The sequence below is a fragment of the Pseudomonas sp. A25(2017) genome (assembly GCF_002001065.1).
Classification (GTDB): Bacteria; Pseudomonadota; Gammaproteobacteria; order Pseudomonadales; family Pseudomonadaceae; genus Aquipseudomonas; species Aquipseudomonas kilonensis.
Genome location: NZ_MUOA01000022.1, coordinates 1 through 520 on the forward strand (window position 1 = coordinate 1; position 520 = coordinate 520).

A 520-nucleotide genomic window follows, 5' to 3' on the forward strand; every position below is an offset into this window, starting at 1 on the left:
TGCCTGTGCCGATGATGTTGGATGTATCGCCGTCATCGCGAGCAAACTCGGCTCCCACACTGGTTTTCGAGCGTTCACAGATCAGGCGCTCACCATAGATCCCCTGTGGGAGCGAGCTTGCTCGCGATGGCGGTGTGTCTGTGCCAATGATGTTGGATGTATCGCCGTCATCGCGAGCAGGCTCGGCTCCCACACTGGTTTTCGAGCGTTCACAGATCAGGCTCTCACCATAGATCCCCTGTGGGAGCTGAGCTTGCTCGCGATAGCGGCGTGCCTGTGCCGATGATGTTGGATGTGCCGCCGTCATCGCGAGCAAGCTCGACTCCCACACTGGTTTTCGAGCGTTCACAGATCAGGCGCTCACCATAGATCCCCTGTGGGAGCTGAGCTTGCTCGCGATAGCGGCGTGCCTGTGCCGATGATGTTGGATGTATCGCCGTCATCGCGAGCAAGCTCGGCTCCCACACTGGTTTTCGAGCGTTCACAGATCAGGCGCTCACCATAGATCCCCTGTGGGGGA

1 protein-coding gene is annotated in these 520 nt (G+C 59.0%); it reads right to left on the reverse strand.

Translation table 11 applies throughout. The features are described 5' to 3' along the window. Nucleotides 1-316 (reverse strand): hypothetical protein (locus B0E42_RS31320; RefSeq protein WP_218191450.1); only part of this gene is annotated, 316 nt, incomplete at its 3' end. Nucleotides 317-520 lie beyond the last annotated feature (204 nt).